This window comes from Klenkia brasiliensis (assembly GCF_900100695.1).
GTDB lineage: Bacteria > Actinomycetota > Actinomycetes > Mycobacteriales > Geodermatophilaceae > Klenkia > Klenkia brasiliensis.
This window is the reverse complement of the sequence record NZ_FNCF01000002.1, coordinates 1-13,760: the sequence shown is the minus strand read 5'-3', so window position 1 is coordinate 13,760 and position 13,760 is coordinate 1. Positions and strand designations below refer to the sequence as shown.

The 13,760-nt window shown below is 75.5% G+C and carries 14 protein-coding genes and 1 pseudogene; 7 read left to right on the top strand and 8 right to left on the bottom strand.

What is annotated here, in order from left to right:
- Positions 1-46 precede the first annotated feature (46 nt).
- On the top strand, positions 47-1,183 hold the full coding sequence (locus tag BLT39_RS04380) for a GGDEF domain-containing protein (protein ID WP_165640149.1): 1,137 nt from the start codon (positions 47-49) through the stop codon (positions 1,181-1,183).
- On the opposite strand, the gene BLT39_RS04375 is transcribed toward BLT39_RS04380, so the two are convergent.
- A complete protein-coding gene (locus tag BLT39_RS04375) occupies positions 1,170-2,948 on the bottom strand; it encodes a SpoIIE family protein phosphatase (protein WP_207507614.1) in 1,779 nt (592 codons plus the stop codon). The two genes, BLT39_RS04380 and BLT39_RS04375, sit on opposite strands and share 14 nt — an antisense overlap.
- Before the next feature lie 172 nt (positions 2,949-3,120).
- On the opposite strand from BLT39_RS04375, the gene BLT39_RS04370 reads away from it, so the two are divergent.
- A complete protein-coding gene (locus BLT39_RS04370) occupies positions 3,121-4,323 on the top strand; it encodes a phosphatidylserine decarboxylase (RefSeq protein ID WP_207507613.1) in 1,203 nt (400 codons plus the stop codon).
- Between the two features lie 6 nt (positions 4,324-4,329).
- Here BLT39_RS04370 and BLT39_RS04365 read toward each other — a convergent pair whose 3' ends face one another.
- On the bottom strand, positions 4,330-4,803 hold the full coding sequence (locus BLT39_RS04365; RefSeq protein WP_242658156.1) for a MarR family winged helix-turn-helix transcriptional regulator: 474 nt from the start codon (positions 4,801-4,803) through the stop codon (positions 4,330-4,332).
- 95 nt (positions 4,804-4,898) lie between these two features.
- On the opposite strand from BLT39_RS04365, the gene BLT39_RS04360 reads away from it, so the two are divergent.
- Together BLT39_RS04360 and BLT39_RS04355 are read left to right on the top strand one after the other, a co-directional pair.
- Positions 4,899-5,834: an NADP-dependent oxidoreductase gene (locus BLT39_RS04360; protein WP_091059527.1), complete on the top strand. Its 936-nt coding sequence runs from the start codon at positions 4,899-4,901 to the stop codon at positions 5,832-5,834.
- 21 nt (positions 5,835-5,855) lie between these two features.
- A complete protein-coding gene (locus BLT39_RS04355; protein ID WP_207507612.1) occupies positions 5,856-6,659 on the top strand; it encodes a TSUP family transporter in 804 nt (267 codons plus the stop codon).
- 1 nt (position 6,660) lies between these two features.
- Here the strand turns inward: BLT39_RS04355 and BLT39_RS23575 are convergent, their stop codons facing one another.
- From BLT39_RS23575 to BLT39_RS04330, 6 genes and pseudogenes are all read right to left on the bottom strand, one after another.
- Positions 6,661-7,038: a TOBE-like domain-containing protein gene (locus BLT39_RS23575; RefSeq protein ID WP_479723792.1), complete on the bottom strand. Its 378-nt coding sequence runs from the start codon at positions 7,036-7,038 to the stop codon at positions 6,661-6,663.
- Between the two features lie 198 nt (positions 7,039-7,236).
- Positions 7,237-7,674, bottom strand: a pseudogene (locus BLT39_RS23570) (ATP-binding cassette domain-containing protein); the annotation flags it as partial.
- A 29-nt stretch (positions 7,675-7,703) separates the two neighbouring features.
- Positions 7,704-8,438 (bottom strand): molybdate ABC transporter permease subunit, encoded by a 735-nt coding sequence (modB, locus tag BLT39_RS04345; protein ID WP_242658155.1) that lies wholly within the window; start codon positions 8,436-8,438, stop codon positions 7,704-7,706.
- 71 nt (positions 8,439-8,509) lie between these two features.
- Positions 8,510-9,322 (bottom strand): molybdate ABC transporter substrate-binding protein, encoded by an 813-nt coding sequence (gene modA, locus BLT39_RS04340; protein ID WP_091059517.1) that lies wholly within the window; start codon positions 9,320-9,322, stop codon positions 8,510-8,512.
- A 20-nt stretch (positions 9,323-9,342) separates the two neighbouring features.
- Positions 9,343-9,738 (bottom strand): TOBE domain-containing protein, encoded by a 396-nt coding sequence (locus tag BLT39_RS04335; RefSeq protein ID WP_091059515.1) that lies wholly within the window; start codon positions 9,736-9,738, stop codon positions 9,343-9,345.
- Between the two features lie 56 nt (positions 9,739-9,794).
- The gene (locus tag BLT39_RS04330) at positions 9,795-10,619 is read right to left on the bottom strand and encodes a PIG-L family deacetylase (protein ID WP_207507611.1); all 825 of its coding nucleotides are present in this window, start codon (positions 10,617-10,619) and stop codon (positions 9,795-9,797) included.
- 150 nt (positions 10,620-10,769) lie between these two features.
- Between BLT39_RS04330 and BLT39_RS04325 the strand changes: the two genes are divergently transcribed.
- The 3 genes from BLT39_RS04325 to BLT39_RS04315 all read left to right on the top strand — a co-directional run.
- Positions 10,770-12,431 carry a RecQ family ATP-dependent DNA helicase gene (locus BLT39_RS04325; protein ID WP_242658154.1) on the top strand — a complete coding sequence of 554 codons (1,662 nt, stop codon included), beginning with the start codon at positions 10,770-10,772 and terminating at the stop codon, positions 12,429-12,431.
- Between the two features lie 72 nt (positions 12,432-12,503).
- Positions 12,504-12,962 (top strand): DUF4383 domain-containing protein, encoded by a 459-nt coding sequence (locus BLT39_RS04320; protein ID WP_091059512.1) that lies wholly within the window; start codon positions 12,504-12,506, stop codon positions 12,960-12,962.
- Positions 12,963-13,009: 47 nt separating this feature from the next.
- Positions 13,010-13,760: acyl-CoA dehydrogenase family protein (locus BLT39_RS04315; protein ID WP_207507609.1), on the top strand; the 751-nt coding region annotated here is incomplete at its 3' end.

The window sequence follows — 13,760 nt, the reverse complement described above, 5'->3', positions numbered from 1 at the left end:
AGCAGCGTTCCCGCAGGTCGGAGGGCCGACCGGCCGATGGGACGGCATGAGGCACGCCCCACGGCTCGACGACGGCGCCGCCCGCCGGCTGCGCACCCGCGCCCGGGCGGGTGGGCGGGCGCTGTCGGCCGGCGCGGTCGCGGTCTACCCGCTGTGGTCGTTCTTCGACCGGGCCCTGGAGCCGGCCCCGCTCGCGGCCGCCTTCACCACGCTGCGGCTGGCCGGCACGGTGCCGATGGCGCTGCTGGCCGTGCTGCTCTGGGCCACCCCGATGGGCCTGCGCCGGCCGGCCGAGATCACCGCCGCGGTGCTCGCCGTCGTGCAGCTGTCGGTGGGCTGGATGCTGCCCCAGGTCGGCCACCTGGAGCTCTACCTGCTCGGTGCCACGCTGGTGCTCTACGCCTGCGGAGCGGTGCTGTCCGCCAGCCCGGTCTGGACCCTGCTGCTGGTCGGGGCCACCGCCGTCGGCTACCTCGCCGGGTGCGTCACCGCCGGGGCGGTCGACGCCGACGGGCTGGTGGCGACCGTCTGCTACCTGGGCAGCGCGGCCGGCGTGGCCACGATCGGCCACGCCCTGCGCTGGCGGGCGATCCGGGCGGAGGTGCACTGGCGCAGCGAGCTGGAGGCCGAGCGGGCCACCACCCTCGAGCTGGTCGCCGAGCTGCGCCGGCTGTCCACCCAGGACTCCTTGACCGGCCTGGCCAACCGGCGGTCGTGGGACGACCACCTGCAACGGGCCTGCGAGCGGGCCACCGAGAGCGCCCCGGTCTCCGTGGCGCTCATCGACGTCGACCACTTCAAGGCGGTCAACGACACCCGCGGCCACGACGGCGGGGACCGGGTGCTGCAGCGCATCGCCGGGATCCTCGGCCGCACCGTGCGCACCGACGACCTCGCCGCCCGGCTCGGCGGCGACGAGCTGGCGCTCCTGCTGCCCGCCACCGGGCCGGTGCAGGCCCAGCTGGTCGCCCAGCGGGTCCGCCGCGAGGTGGAGCTGTTCGCCGCCGGCGGGGTGGGCGACCCGGTGACCGTCTCCGTCGGGGTCGCCGTCGGCTGCGCGGGCACCCGGCCGGAGGAGCTGCTGCGCGCCGCCGACAGCCACCTCTACGAGGCCAAGCGGCTGCGCAACGCCGTCGTCGTGCGCGGCGGGCCCACCGCGGGGGCTCCCGTCAGCGTGGGGTGACGGGCACCGGCCGGTCCTCGGGGTGCGCCCGGAGGGCGAGCAGGGCGATGTCGTCCTCCGCGTGCGCCTCGACCCGGGACAGCAGGTCGTCGCACAGCCGCGCCACCGGGGCGTCGCCCCGGCCGGCCAGCTCGGCGACGAGCCAGTCCTGGCCGGCGTCCAGGTCGCCGTCCCGGCGCTCGACCAGGCCGTCGGTGTAGAGCAGCACGCCGTCCCCGGGCCGCAGCTCGACCTCGTGGTCGCGGCGCCCGGCACCCGGGTCGGCGCCGAGGATGAGGTCGACCGGCGCGGTCAGCGGCTGCGCGCCGCCGTCGGCGTGCAGCAGCACCGGCGGCGGGTGGCCGGCGTTGGACCAGCGCAGCCGCCGCACGCCCGACCCGGCCAGCTCGGGGTCCTGCTCGATGCGCGCGGCCACCACCGAGGTGAGCGTCCCGACGCCGAGACCGGCGATCGCGGTGTCCAGGGTCGCCAGCGCCTGCGCCGGGGAGGTCTGCGTGCTCCACGCGATGCCCCGCAGCAGGTTGCGCACCTGACCCATCGTGGCCGCGGCCGCCTGGTCGTGGCCGGCGACGTCGCCGACCACCAGCCAGGTGCTGCCGTCGGGGCAGCGGAAGGCGTCGTACCAGTCCCCGCCGACCTCGACCTCGGTGACGGCCGGGCGGTACCGGACGACGACCTCGAGGTGGTCGGGGGCGGCGGGCTCGGTGAGCAGGCTGCGCTGCAGCACCTCCGCCATCGACCGGCTGGCCGCGGCGGCGGCCTGCTCGGCCAGGTGGGCGAGGGTGTCCCCGAGGATGCCGGCGACCTGGGAGGCCACCAGCTCCCAGAAGGTGCGGTACGCGTCGTCGTGCCGCAGGTGCGGGCTCAGGCCCAGGGCCAGCGCGCCGATCGGCGACCCGCGGCCCGGTGGCGTCAGCGGCAGGACGACGGCGCCCTGCACCGCTCCCCCGCCGGCGCCGTCGGACGCGTGCACCCCGGCCCAGCCGGTGCCGGCGAGCGGGTGCACCTCGACCGGCGCGCCGCCGAGGGAGGCCCGCAGCCACCCCTGGGCCGCCGGTCCCGGGTCGGCGGAGTCGACGCCGTGCACGGCGACCGACCGCAGCGGGCCGCCGGGGTCCGCGACGTCGCCGAGCAGGTGCAGCGCGGCGAAGGGCAGGTCGTCGCGGTGCGCGGCGAGCACCTCGACGACCGCCGCGGCCGCCCGGTCCAGGTCGGGGTGCCGGGTGGTCGACACCTGGCCGAGCGCCTGGGCCAGCCCCAGCCGCCGGGCGGCGAGCACCCGGTCGGTGGTCTCGGTGACGGTGTCGAGCACCCCGACGACGCCGAGGTCGGGGTCGAGCAGCGGGCTGTAGGAGTAGGTGAACCAGGTCTGCTCGGGGAATCCGTTGCGGCTGGACAGCAGCGGGAAGTCGACGAAGTAGTTGGCCACCTGTTCGTCCTGCACGGCGGCCACCATGGGCGCGAGCAGCGGCCACTCGTCGGCCCAGACCTCGGGGAGCGGGCGCCCCATCGCCGGGTGCAGCTCACCCATCAGCGGCGCGTAGGCGTCGTTGTAGACCATGACCAGCTCCGGGCCGGCCATGACCAGCATGCCGAAGCCGGTGTTCATCGCGGTGCTGACCGCCGCCTGCAGGCTCGCCGGCCAGCTCGCCGGCGGACCGATCGCCGTGGCCGACCAGTCGGTGTCCAGGAACAGCTGCCGGACCGGGGTGAGCGGGCCCGGGCCCAGCACCCGGCGCGCCACCGCGTCGTCGTCCGTGTGCACGGTCGCGCTCCTCCCCGTCGGCGTCGCCGTCGCTGGGTCGACGTGCAGAGTCTGCCGGTGCCCGGCCGGGGGCATCGACGCGGCCCGTCCTGCCGCCCCGGCCACCCGACCCTACGGTCGGGGTGCAGCACCGGTCGAGGACGGGCCGGCCCCCCACCGGCAGGAGCCCGCCGTGCCCGCACCCGACGACCGCCCCGACGTCCTGGCCTCCCTGGACGCGCTGCTGGCCGACGACCCGCAGCTGCGCGACCGGCTGGTGCGGTCGCTCGCGCTGGCCGACGAGCGGGCCCGCGCCGGGTTGGACCCCCGGGTCCGCGACGCCCTCCCCTGGCCGACCGACCTGGCGTCCTACCGGTCCTACCTGCAGGACTTCCTGCGCTGGGTCCCGCAGGAGTCCGCCGACCCGGCCTGGCGCGAGCCCGACCCCGCCCACCGCAGCGCCCGCGAGGTCAGCACCCGCCTGGCCCACCTGTTCTGGCTGGTCGACCAGCACGGGGAGGACGAGCCGCGCGCGGTCGAGGAGTCCGCGGAGTTCGCCGCCTGGCTCACCGACTACGCCCGGGAGTGGGGTGCGTTCCTCGACACCCCGGAGTCCTTCGGCCCCGACGTCCTGCAGTCCTTCCTGGACGACGCGCCGGACTACACCGTCGAGGAGTCCATGGTCGACGGGTTCCCCAACGCCCCCAGCGGGTGGACGACGTTCAACCAGTTCTTCGCCCGCGAGCTCAACCCCGGCCTGCGGCCGATCAGCGCACCGGACGACGTCCGGGTGGTCACCTCGCCGGCGGACTGCTCCTTCGTGCACCACTACGACATCGGGGCCGACCACCGCATCCCGGCCACGACCATCAAGCGCACGCACACCTACGGGTCGATCCCCGAGCTGCTCAGCGGCAGCCCGCACGCCGAGGCGTTCGCCGGCGGCACGTTCACCCACTACATGCTCCCGCCGTCGTCCTACCACCGGTTCCACCTGCCGGTGGCCGGCCGCGTGCTCGAGGCACCCGTGGTGCAGGGCCACGCCTACATGCAGGTCGACCTCGTCGACGGCCAGCTGCAGTCGGTCGACGCGGCCGACAGCGGCTACGAGTTCCACCAGACCCGCGGGTGGGTCGTGCTGGACACCGCGGTCGGCGACGGCCCGGACCTCGGCCTGGTCGCCGTGGTGGCGGTCGGCATGGCCCACGTCGCGTCCGTGCGGATCACCGCGGTGCCCGGGACCACCTCGCCCAAGGGCCAGCAGTTCGGCTTCTTCCAGTTCGGCGGGTCCGACGTGGTGGTGCTGCTGCAGGCCGGCGTGGCCGACCAGGTCGACACCGACCCGGGACCGCGGAAGGTCGGCTCGGTGATCGCCACCGCGCACACCCGGGGCTGACCCGGGTCAGCGGCGGCGGGCCGACCGGGGCGGGCGGGCGCGCATCCGGTCGCGCAGCGCCTGCAGCAGCGCGGTGAGCCGGCCGGTGTCGTCGGGGTCCAGGTGGTCCAGCAGCGCGCCCTGGACGACGTCCTCGTGGCCGGGCAGCACCTGCTCCACCAGCGCCCGCCCGGCGTCGGTGATGGTGACGACGGTGCCGCGGTCGTCGGCCGGGTCGGGCGAGCGGGTGACCAGGCCCCGCTTCTCCAGCACCCCGGCCTGGTAGGTCAGCCCGCTGCGGCTGTGCACGACGCGGTCGGCGATGTCGGTCATCCGCTCGCTGGGCCGCGGCCCCAGTGCCAGGCCGGCCAGCACCTGGAACTGCACCCAGCTCAGCGGCCCGTCGTCGCGCAGCTGCTGCTCCACGGCGTACTGCAGCAGGCTCGCGGCCTCCATGAGCGCGAAGTACACCTCCAGCTGCTGCGGTGCGAGGCGGGCCACCGGGGGATCGTAGCGACCGCCCTTGCTGCGAATTCGAAGCACTGCTAGCGTGCATGGTGTTGCGAATTCGAAGCACATCGAGAGAGGTCACGGCCATGCAGGCAGTCCGGTTCCACGAGTTCGGCACCCCCGACGTCCTCCGCCTCGAGGAGGTCCCGCTCCCTGCGCCGGGCCCCGGCGAGGTGCGGGTGCGGGTCGCCGCCACGTCGTTCAACGCCGTCGACGGCAACATCCGCCTCGGCGCCATGCAGGGCCCCTTCCCGGTCGCCCTGCCGCACGTCCCCGGCGCGGACCTGGCCGGCACGGTCGACGCGCTCGGCGAGGGCGTCACCGGCTGGTCGGTCGGCGACCGGGTGGTCGGTTTCCTGCCGATGGTCCCCGACGGCGCCTCCGCCGAGCAGGTGCTCGCCCCCGCCGAGGTGCTCGCCCCCGCCCCCGCCGCCGTCCCGCTGGTCGACGCCGCGTCCCTCCCCACGGTCGGGCTGACCGCCTGGCAGGCGCTGTTCGACCACGGCGGGCTGACCGCCGGGCAGCGGGTGCTGGTCGTCGGGGCCGGCGGCGCGGTCGGCGGGTACGCCGTGCAGCTCGCGGCCGCCGCCGGCGCGCACGTCGTCGCCACCGCGAGCCCCCGCAGCCGGGACGCCGTCCTGGCCGCCGGTGCGGCGGAGGTCGTCGACCGCACCGGCGCCGACCTGGCCACCGCCGTCACCGAGCCCGTCGACCTCGTGCTCAACCTGGCCCCGCTCGAGCCCGACGCCTTCGCCGCGCTGGCCGGCCTGGTGCGCGACGGCGGGGCGGTGGTCAGCACGACGGTGTGGATGCCGGCACCCACCGACGAGGCCCGCGGCGTGCGCGGGGTCGACGTCTACGTGCGCAGCGACGCCGCGCAGCTGGCCGAGCTGGTGGCCCGGGTCGACCGCGGCGAGCTGCGGGTGGCCGTCGCCGAGCGGGTGCCGCTGGCCCGGCTGGCCGACGTGCATGCCCGGGCCGCGCGCGGTGAGCTGCCCGGCAAGGTCGTGGTCACCGTCTGAGCGACGGTAGCGTCGGCCGTCGTGCCCGCGCTGGACCTGCTGCCGCCCGACGGGTCGGCCACCTCCCTGCTGGTCCTGCTGCTGGCCGCCGCTGCCGCCGGGTGGGTGGACGCCGTCGTGGGCGGGGGCGGGCTCGTGCAGCTGCCCGCTCTGCTGCTGGTCGGCGGCCTGTCCCCGCTGCAGGCGCTGGCCACCAACAAGCTGGCCTCGGTGGCCGGCACCACGACCAGCGCGCTGACCTACCTGCGGCGCACCGGCACCGACCTGCGCACCGCGCTGCCGATGGCTGCCGTGGCGTTCGGGCTGAGCCTGCTCGGCGCATCGGTGGCCGCGCGGCTGCCCGCCGAGGCGATCAAGCCCGTGATCGTGGTCGCGCTGGTGGTGGTCGCCGCGGTCACGGCGCTGCGGCCCTCGCTGGGCGACCTGCCCCGGCCGCGGCGGGAGGCGCTGGCGCACTACGGCCTGGCGATGGCGCTTGCCGCGGTCATCGGCTTCTACGACGGCGTCCTCGGCCCCGGCACCGGCACCTTCCTGGTGATCGGGCTGGTCGCGGTGGTCGGGTACGACTTCCTGCGGGCCAGCGCCACCGCCAAGGTGGTCAACGTGGCCACCAACCTGGGTGCGCTCGCCTTCTTCCTGCCCACCGGCGCCGTCCTGGTCGGGCTCGGCGTGCTCATGGCCGCGGCCAACGTGGCCGGCGCCTACCTGGGCGCGCGGATGGCGATCGCGCGCGGCAACCGGTTCATCCGGGTGGTCTTCCTGGTGGTGGCCGGCGCCCTGGTGGTGCGGCTGTCCTCCGACGTCTGGGACGACCACCGCGGCTGACTCAGCGCGGGTAGACCGCGACCTCGGAGGCCTTCACGCTCGCCCACACCCGGGTGCCGGGCTGCAGACCCAGCTCGGCGAACGCGGTCGCGGTGACGTCGGCGGTCAGCGGCACCTCGCCGTCGAGGTCGCAGCGCACCGTCGACCCGTGCGGCGTCGCCGCCACCAGGGTCGCCGGCCACACGTTGCGCGGGCTGCCGTCGGGCCGGGCCAGGTACAGCGCGACCGTCCCCGGCCGGACGGCGACGAACACCGGGCCCTGCGCGTCCTCGGCCACCGCCACCGCGCCCCCGCAGTCCAGCTCCACCGACCGCCCCCGGCCCACCCCGGGCAGCAGCGACAGCCCGACCAGCCGGGCGACGTAGTCGGTGCGCGGCATCCGGGCGACCTCGGCCGGCGTGCCCTCCTGCACGACCCGGCCGTCCTCGACCACCAGCACCCGGTCGGCCAGCGCCATGGCGTCGACCGGGTCGTGGCTGACCAGCACCGTGCAGCCGGCGAACTCGGCCAGGTGCCGGCGCAGCTCGGCGCGCACGGTCAGCCGGGTGCGGGCGTCCAGCGCGGAGAGCGGCTCGTCCAGCAGCAGCAGGCGGGGGTCCACCACCAGCGCCCGGGCCAGCGCCGCCCGCTGCGCCTGCCCGCCGGACAGCTGGGTCGGCCGGCGGTCGCCGAACCCGTCCAGGCCGACCCGGGCCAGCCACCGCGCCGCCGCCGTCCGCGCCTCGGCCTTCCGCACGCCCCGGGTGCGCAGCCCGAAGGCCACGTTGTCGGTGGTGCTCAGGTGCGGGAAGAGCAGGTGGTCCTGGAACACCATGCCGAGGGACCGCTCGTGGGCGGGCACGTGCCGGTCCTCGGCGTCCCAGACGTCGTCCCCGACGGTCACCCGGCCGCCGTCGGGGGCCAGCAGCCCGGCCAGCACCCGCAGCACGGTGGACTTGCCGGCGCCGTTGGGCCCGAGCACGGCCAGCACCTCGCCGTCGGCGACGGCCAGCTCGACGTCGACCAGCAGCGCCCCCCGCCGGACGACGACGTGCGCGCGCAGGCTCACGTCGGCACCCCCGACCGGCCCAGCCAGCGGTCGCGCAGCAGCAGCAGGGTGGCCAGCGAGACCGCCAGCAGCACCAACGACAGCACGATCGCGCCCTCGGGGTTGCTCTGCAGCGCCAGGTAGACCGCCAGCGGCATGGTCTGCGTCGTCCCCGGGAAGTTGCCGGCGAAGGTGATGGTGGCGCCGAACTCGCCCAGCGCCCGGGCCCAGCACAGCACCGCCCCCGCCGCCACGCCCGGCGCGACCAGCGGCAGGGTCACCCGGCGGAAGGTGGTCCAGCGGTCCGCGCCGAGGGTGGCGGCGGCGTCCTCGAACCGCGCGTCGGCCGCACGCAGCGCGCCCTCGACGCTGATCACCAGGAACGGCATGGCCACGAACGTCTCGGCGATGACGACCGCGGTCGTGGTGAACGGGATCGTGTAGTCGAAGGTCTCGTACAGCCAGCGGCCGAGGATGCCCTGCCGGCCCAGCACCAGGAACAACGCGACCCCGCCCACCACCGGCGGCAGCACCAGCGGCACCGTGACCAGCGCCCGCAGCACCGACCGGCCCCGGATCCTCGACCGGGCCAGCACCCAGGCGATGGGCACGCCGAGGACCAGCGAGACCAGCGTCGCGAGCGTCGCGCTGACCAGCGACAGCCGCAGTGCTTCCCCGACCTGCGGCTGGGCGAGCTGGGGCAGCAGCTGCGACCACGGCGCCCGGACGAGCAGGCCGAGCAGGGGCAGCACCAGGAAGGCGACCCCGAGCAGCGCGGGGACCAGGAGGGGCAGGGGGACGCCGCTGCCCCGTCGGGTGCGGGTCAGGACGAGGGGCTCCGGAAGCCGGCGTCGGCGAGGGCCTGCTGCCCGGTGTCGGACTCGACCAGGTCGACGAACGCCTGCGCGGCCTCGGGGTTCTGCGACCCGGTGAGCGTGCAGATCGGGTACTCGTTGACGGCGTCCTCGGCCTCGGGGAACTCGATCCCCTCCACCTGGTCACCGGCGGCCTGCACGTCGGAGGCGTAGACCAGCGCGGCGTCGACCTCGCCGAGCTCGACCTTGGTCAGCGCGGCCCGCACGTCCTCCTCCAGGGTGTCCGGCTGCGCGGTGATCCCGGCGGCCTCGAACACCTGCTCGGCCGCCGCGCCGCACGGCACGTCCGGGGCGCAGATGGCCAGCGTCAGGTCCGGGTCGGCGAAGTCCGACAACCCCGTGACGCCGGCCGGGTTGCCCTGCGGGACGGCGATCTCCAGGACGTTCTCGGTGAACACGGTCGGGTCGCCCTCGGCCAGCCCGGCGTCGGTGACGACGGTCATCTGGGTCTGGTTGGCGCTGGCGAACACGTCGGCCGGGGCGCCCTGGGTGATCTGGGTGGCCAGCGCGGAGCTGCCGGCGAAGTTGAACGTGATGTCCAGGTCGGGGTTGTCGGCCATCAGCTGGTCGCCGAGGTCGGTGAAGACGTCGGTGAGGCTGGCCGCGGCGAAGACGGTCAGCGTGCCGGTCAGCGCACCCCCGCCGCTGGACGACGCGGCCGACGAGGACGACGAGGCGGCGCCCGAGGAGGTGGACCCCCCGCAGGCGGTGAGGGCGAGCAGGCCGGCGACGGCCAGGACGGGGAGGGCACGCAGCCGCACGGGGGAGCTCCTTCTCGGGTTCACGGGACGTCGACGCTGACCTGGGTGGCCTTGACCGTGGCGACGGCGCGGACGCCGACCTCCAGGCCCAGCTCGTCGGCGGCCTCCCGGCTCATCAGGGAGACCATCCGGTAGGGCCCGCACTGGATCTCCACCTGCGCCATCACGGTGTCGCGGACGACCCGGGTGACGATGCCGGTCAGCCGGTTGCGCGAGCTGGAGGCGCGGGTGGTGCCGGGCGCGGGCGCCTCGTGCAGCTGGGTGGCCACCCGCGCGAGGTCGGTGCCGTCGACCTGGGCGGGGCCGGAGCCGCCGCGGTGGGCGGCCAGCCGGTCGCTGTCGATCCAGCGGCGGACTGTGTCGTCGCTGACGCCGAGCAGCTCGGCGGCCTCGGCGATCCGGTAGGTGGCGGTCACAGGCGCACCCTAGACGCAGGTGCGGCCCCGTGGGGCATCAAGCTCCGCGGATGCGGTCAGCGCAGTCCGTGGAAGAGGTCGTCGGCCACCGGACCACCCGGTGCGCGGGGCGGGCGGGCCTGCACGAAGGCCTCGTGGCCCATCGCCGCGGTGAAGGTCTCCGGCGACAGCTTGAGGAAGAAGATGTTCTCCACCTGGCTGGCGTGGGCGGCGAGGGCGTCCCGCTTGGCCCCGGCGAACGCGGTCACGTCGACCTCCACGGCGACCTCGTCGTCGGCCACGCCCATGTCGGGCATCTCCTGGCCCTCCTCGGGCTCGGGGAACTCCTCCCCCGCCTCCCGCACCAGCTCGCCGAACCGGGCGAAGTCCGAGCGGCGGATGGTGGAGTAGTAGAGCCGGGCACCCGAGCCGGCGCGGTCCAGGGCGGCCACGGTGACGCGGTGGGCCTGGATGTGGTCCGGGTGGCCGTAGAACCCGTTCTCGTCGTAGGTGACCACGACGTCGGGCCGGTGCCGCTCGATCAGCTCGGCCAGCCGGGCGACCGGCTCCTCCGGCGGCGTGGTCCAGAAGGCACCGTCGGCGTCGTTCTGCGGCCAGCCCATCATCCCGCTGTCGTGGTAGCCGAGCTGGTGGGCGTGGGTGACCCCGAGGATGGCGCAGCTCTCGGCGAGCTCGGCCGCGCGGGCGGCGACGACCTCCGCGGTGGAGTGGCCCTCCTCCCCCGGCTTCACCGTGCCGGCGTCACCGAGGGCGCCGTCGGTGCAGGTCACGAGCACGGTGGTCACGCCCTCGGCGGCGTACTTGGCGAGCACCCCGCCGGTCGAGGTCGCCTCGTCGTCGGGGTGGGCGTGCACGGCCATGAGGGTGAGCGGGCGGGACACGCAGCACAGTGTGCGCGCCGGCCCAACCGGAACCCGATCGGGCGCTGACCTGCAGGGCGTTTGGGACCCCTCCGGCGGGGGGCAGCAGCGGCTGGTGACCCCCTCCGGCACCGCCTCGTGACCAGCACCAGCACCGTTTCCCGTCGTCCGGTGGCGGGCGCGACCGCGGGCGTGCGCACCCGCCGCATCCGCGAGCGCACCCGCGAGCTGCTGGGCGACCAGGACGCGGTGTTCCGGCCCGGCCAGGAGGCCGCCCTGCAGGCGGTCTGCGCCGGGCAGGACACCCTGGCGGTGCTGCCCAGCGGCGCGGGCAAGTCGCTGGTCTACACCGTGGCCGGCGAGCTGCTCGAGGGCCCGGTGGTGGTGGTCTCCCCCCTCATCGCGCTGCAGCGGGACCAGGTGCAGCGGCTGCACGACCTGGGCCTGACCGCCGCCCTGCTCAACTCCGCCGAGTCCGCGACCGACCAGCAGGCGGCGCTGGACGGCCTGCGCGACGGAGGAGTCCGCTTCCTCTTCCTCGCGCCCGAGCAGCTGGCCCGCACCGAGGTCGTCGCGGCGCTGGCGGCCACCGTCCCGGCGCTGTTCGTGGTCGACGAGGCGCACTGCGTCTCCGCCTGGGGCCACGACTTCCGCCCCGACTACCTGCGGCTGGGTGCCGTCGTCGAGCAGCTGGGCTCCCCCACCGTGCTCGCGCTGACCGCCACCGCCGCTCCCCCGGTGCGCAGCGAGGTCGTCGAGCGGCTGCGGATGGCCGACCCCGCCGTGGTGGTCGCCGGGTTCGACCGGCCGGAGATCCGGCTGGAGGTCGAGCACCACGCCGACGCCGACCGCAAGACCGCCGCGCTGCTGGACCGCGCCGTCGCCGAGGCCGCGCACGGCACCGGCATCGTCTACAGCGCCACCCGCAAGGGCACCATCACCCTCGCCGACGCCCTCGTCGAGCGCGGCCTGCGGGCCCGGGCCTACCACGCCGGGCTGCGCAAGGCCGAGCGCGAGCAGGTGCAGGAGGCGTTCATGGCCGGCGACCTGGACGTCGTCGTGGCCACCACCGCGTTCGGCATGGGCATCGACAAGCCCGACGTCCGGTTCGTGCTGCACGCCGAGCCCGCCGACTCCGTGGACAGCTGGTACCAGGAGATCGGCCGCGCCGGACGGGACGGCGAGCCCGCGGTCGCCGTCCTGTTCTTCCGGCAGGAGGACCTGGGGCTGCGGAAGTTCTTCGCCGCCGGCGTCCCCGACCTCGAGGACCTCCAGCACGTGGCGGGTCTGGTCCGGGCGGGTGCCGCGGCCGGCGCCCGCGTCGACGTCGCCGCGCTGCGGGAGGAGACCGGGCGCGGGGCCAGCCCGCTCACCCGCGACCTCAACCTGCTCGACCAGGTGGGCGCGGTCCTGCTGGCCGACGACGGCACGGTCACCCCGGCCCCCGACGGCCCGGCGCCGGGCGAGGCGGCCGCGGCGGCGCGGGAGCTGGCCGAGCACCGGCAGCGGGTCGACGAGAGCCGGGTGGAGATGGTGCGCGGGCTCGCCGACACCACCGGCTGCCGGCGGCAGTACCTGCTGGGCTACTTCGGCGAGGAGCTCGCCGAGCCGTGCGGCAACTGCGACACCTGCTCGGCGGGGACCTCGGAGCGGCACGAGACCCCCGACGGCGACCTCGTCGCCGACGCGGCGGTGGAGCACACCGAGTGGGGCACGGGCCGGGTGATGCGCACCGAGGGCGACCGCGTCGTCGTCCTGTTCGACACCGTGGGCTACCGGACGCTGTCCATCCCGGCCGTCGAGGAGCACGGCCTGCTGCACCGGGTGGGTTGAGGTCCGGTGGGCGGCGGGTAGGGCCCGACGACGTCGAGCCGTGGCGGACACCGCACGCAACGGGAGACCACCATGGACCCCATCGACCCGGCCGCCCACGAGACCCGCTGGACCTGGCCGCAACTGCTCGCCGGCGCGGTCGGCGCCGTCTACCTCGTCGTCGGGGTCGTCGGCTTCGCGCTGACCGGCTTCTCCGGCTACTTCGACAACACCGAGACCCTGCTCGGGTTCATGGTCACGCCGTTCCACAACACGGTGCACGTGGTCATCGGCCTGGCCGGCCTCGCGCTGGCCGGCACGCTGCACCGCGCCCGGGTCTACGGCTGGCTGCTGGCCGTCGGCTACGGGGCCACCTTCGTCTACGGCCTGTTCGCGATCGGCCAGGACTGGGACCCGTTGGCCATCAACACCGCGGACAACTGGCTGCACGGCCTGTCCGCGCTGGTCGGGCTGGTCATCGCGCTCGGCCCGGTCCGCCGGGGCCGGGAGCCGGTCAAGGACGTCCGGGCCGGGAACCGCTCGGAGTTCTGACCCGGCCGGCCCGCAGCGCGGAGGTGACCCCGGTTACCGTCCGGGGCATGGACTTCGCGCTGTCGGACCGGGCCGAGGACGTCACCGGCCGGATGTGGGACTTCATGCGGGAGCGGGTGTTCCCGGCCGAGGCGACCTACCACGCCTGGCGCCGCGAGCGCGGCCACGACGACCACGGCCTGCCGCCGGTCGTCGAGGAGCTCAAGGCCGAGGCCCGCTCCCGCGGGCTGTGGAACCTCTTCCACCACGAGCTCGCCGGGCTGTCCAACCTCGAGTACGCCTCGGTCGCCGAGATCACCGGCTGGTCGCCGGTGATCGCGCCGGAGGTCATCAACTGCGGCGCCCCGGACACCGGGAACATGGAGACCCTGATGCTGTTCGGCACGCCCGAGCAGAAGTCCCAGTGGCTCGAGCCGCTGCTGGCCGGGGAGATCCGCTCCGGGTTCGCCATGACCGAGCCCGACGTCGCGTCGTCGGACGCCCGCAACATCTCCACCTCGATCGTGCGCGACGGCGACGACTACGTCATCAACGGCCGCAAGTGGTGGATCACCGGCTCGGCCGACGAGCGCTGCCAGGTCTTCATCGTCATGGGCAAGACCGACCCCGACGGCCCGCCGCACCGGCAGCAGTCGATGATCCTGGTCCCCCGCGACACCCCCGGCCTGGAGATCGTCCGGCACCTGCCCGTCTTCGGGTACCAGGACCAGCACGGGCACTCCGAGCTGCGGTTCACCGACGTCCGGGTGCCGGCGCGCAACATGCTGGCCGGCGAGGGCGACGGGTTCATGATCGCCC

What these genes read in the sequence shown, in the direction of transcription:
- BLT39_RS04380 (WP_165640149.1), top strand. Translation starts at nt 47, where the DNA reads ATGAGGCACGCCCCACGGCTCGACGACGGCGCCGCCCGCCGGCTGCGC.
- BLT39_RS04360 (WP_091059527.1), top strand. Translation starts at nt 4,899, where the DNA reads ATGCAGGCAGTCCGGTTCCACGAGTTCGGCACCCCCGACGTCCTCCGC.
- BLT39_RS23575 (WP_479723792.1), bottom strand. Translation starts at nt 7,038, where the DNA reads ATGCCGCGCACCGACTACGTCGCCCGGCTGGTCGGGCTGTCGCTGCTG.
- BLT39_RS04320 (WP_091059512.1), top strand. Translation starts at nt 12,504, where the DNA reads ATGGACCCCATCGACCCGGCCGCCCACGAGACCCGCTGGACCTGGCCG.